Raw genomic sequence first — 3058 nt, forward strand, 5'->3', positions numbered from 1 at the left:
TCGGTTGCCTCGGCGGGTGAAGGCCTGGGCAGCCGGTTTTGCGTTGAACTGCCGCAGGAGGTCGCATGAGTCACAGAGTTTGTGGAAATATCAAAAATCCACCGCAGAGACGCAAAGTGGCAAAGAAAACGCAGAGGAACCCCATTGTTGTTCAAGGTTTTCTCTGCGAAACTTCTGCGGCTCTGCATTTCCTTCGGTCACCCTTGCGGCTCTGCGGTGGGTGTTCAGGCATTTTTTTTCACCCCATCAGAACTTGTGGAAAAACGCCTGGAGAGGACATTTCCTGATGCCGGTCTCCCTGCCCTTCAGCCGCGCACGCCTGATCGTCCTCAACCTGGCCGTGGCCATGGTTTATTCGGCCGCGGGTGCTTTCGGGCTATGGCTGGGCGGCATGGTCGAAGGCAATGTCACCCTGCTCTGGCCGCCGACCGGGATCGCCCTGGCCGCCGCCTATCTGTTCGGTGCGCGCATCTGGCCCGGTCTGTGCGTTGGCGCTTTCGTCGCCACCGCCTCGACCGGCGCCCCGCTCGGCTTCGCGCTGGCCACCGCTGTGGGCAACCCGCTGCCGGCGATGGCTGCGCTGCTCATCGTCCGCCGCTGGCGTGGCGGTCAGCCGGCGGATCTGCGCGACCTCACCGACACGGTGCTGCTGATCTGCGTCGGCGCCCTGCTGACGCCGACGCTGAGTGCCGGCGTCGGCGTCGCCGGACTGTGGCTCAACGGCATGATCCCGGCGGCCGCCATGCCGGCGGTTTTCGTCTCCTGGTATGTCGGCGATGCGGTTGGTGCCGCCATGCTGGCGCCGATGCTCATCGTTCTGTGGCAGCACAATCAAGGCGGGGCCTTGCGTACCCGCCCGCTGGAGGCGCTGGCCCTGGCGCTGACGACGCTGGCCTTCAGCCTCCTGCTCGTCGCCAACAGCATCACGCACAGCGAATTTCTGGTGATCGCCTCGTTCCCGCTGATCATCTGGGCGGCGCTGCGTTTCGATGCGCTGACCACCGTCACGCTGGCGCTGCTGATCGATGCTTTCGCCATCGCCGCGCTGATCGGCTGGCTGCGCGTCCCGGGCGCCACGGCACAGAGCTTGCGGATTCTCGAAATCCAGTTGTTCACCATGGCCATCAGCGCGACCGGACTGATCCTGGCCATGGCCGTGGCCGAGCGCGATGTCTCCTGGCGCGCCCAAAAAGTAGCCAATGACCAATTGCAGCGCGAAGCGAGCAAGTCGGCCCTGGCCGGCGAAGCGCTGACGCTGGCCAACCGGGATCTGCAGCGCTTTGCCGAAGTCACGGCCCACCATTTGCAGGAGCCGGCCCGCCGCCTGGCCAGCTACGCCGACCGCTTGAGCACTCATCTGGCCGGCCGTCTCGACGATCCGGAAGCGCAGCTGTCGCTCACCGTCATCGACCAGCAGGCGCGCTACATGAAGAATCTGCTGCGCGACATCGAGCGTTATCTGGCCGCTGACCAGCCGCGCGGCAAGGTCGATCTGGTCGATGCGCGCCAGACCGTCGCACGCATACTGGAAAGAGCAAAGGATCAAATCAGCACCGCTGACGCAGAAATCGCTGTCGGCAATCTGCCAGCAGCATGGATCGACGCCCCGCGACTGGCCGACCTGTTCAAGGTGGTGCTGGACAACGCCCTGATTCATGGGTGCCTCGCCAAGCGGCGGCCGGGCGAAAATGAGGAGAAAACGCCCACGCTACGAATCAGCATCGATGGCGAGCGCCAGGATTCTCGCGTACGCTACCGGGTCAGCGACAACGGCCCCGGCATCGAGGCGCAATACCGCGAGCGGGTGTTCCGCATATTCGAGCGATTGAGCTCAAGCGGTGGCACGGAAAGCACCGGCATCGGCTTGGCCATCATGCGGCGCATTGCCGAAAGTTGTGGCGGGCGCACCTGGATCGAAGAAACGCCCGGCGGCGGTTGTAGCGTCGTATTTGAATTGCCTAGTGAGGAAATCCCGTGAACTCGATATCAAACAGTGAATTGAAACCGTTCGTCATCCTGCTCGTCGAAGACGAGGCGGCCGACGCCCACCTGGTCAAGGCCGCCCTGACCGAGAACCACATCCTGGCCGACCTGCAGCACGTGGTCGATGGCCGCGAGGCACTCGAATTCCTGCGCCATGAAGGCCCGCGATTTTCTGCTGCGCCGCGCCCGGATCTGATTCTGCTCGATCTGAACATGCCGCGCATGAATGGCCGTGAATTCTTGGCCGCGCTCAAGAAAGACGAGGCCCTGTGCGGCATTCCGGTAGTGATTTTGACGACCTCAGAATCCGAACGCGACATCGTCGCTTCCTACAATCTGGGCGCCGCCGGCTTTATCACCAAACCGATTGATATTGCGCAGTTCATCGCAGTCATCGGCCAACTTGGCGATTACTGGATCAAACTGGTGCGTCTCCCCAAATACCGTTAGCGTGAAAGTCGCGCCAGCGACTCTCGAACCTCCCCTCGCCCTCTGGGATAACCAGCGACTTGGCTGCCGTCTTTTGGCAGCTTAGTCGAGTGGCTAGTAGTTCCATCAGAGGGGTCGGGGGTGAGGGAAACGGGCGGGACTTTCATAATTTGGGGCGCCTTGCAAAGTCATGCCCGTTAGAACAAATTTACCCTGCCGGTGCAGGAGACTGAATTGGCCGAAACCATTGAGAAGTGGGTATAAAGCCGGGTGCGCTGGGAGCGGACGGTCAGCAGTCTGTCTAGCGTGAAAGTCGCGCGAGCGACTCTCGAACCTCCCCTCGCCCTCTGGGATAACCAGCGACTTGGCTGCCGTCTTTTGGCAGCTTAGTCGAGTGGCTAGTAGTTCCATCAGAGGGGTCGGGGGTGAGGGAAAAGGGCATGACTTTCATAATGTTGGGCGCCTTTCAAAGCCATGCCCGTTAGTGGTTTCATGATCGTCCGGCCGACGCCTCCGCTGCTGGCCGCTTGGCGACTCCAGGCAATCGGGCACTGAACTGCGACGCGCCAGAAATGTCCAATTGATCAATATCATCAGAGAACCTGATCTCTACCAAACAGTTCCCTGCCTTTTTTTTCCAATAATT

Annotated in this window: 2 protein-coding genes; both read left to right on the plus strand. The window is 61.4% G+C overall.

What is annotated here, in order from left to right; genetic code table 11:
- Positions 1–286 precede the first annotated feature (286 nt).
- Positions 287–1978, plus strand: coding sequence for a sensor histidine kinase (locus tag ACOYNV_RS26975; RefSeq protein WP_422902905.1), 1692 nt, complete (start codon positions 287–289; stop codon positions 1976–1978).
- Positions 1975–2433 (plus strand): response regulator, encoded by a 459-nt coding sequence (locus ACOYNV_RS26980; RefSeq protein WP_422902906.1) that lies wholly within the window; start codon positions 1975–1977, stop codon positions 2431–2433. Before ACOYNV_RS26975 ends, ACOYNV_RS26980 begins: the two co-directional genes overlap by 4 nt.
- Positions 2434–3058: the final 625 nt, after the last annotated feature.

This window comes from Propionivibrio sp., from assembly GCF_049316945.1.
GTDB lineage: Bacteria > Pseudomonadota > Gammaproteobacteria > Burkholderiales > Rhodocyclaceae > Propionivibrio.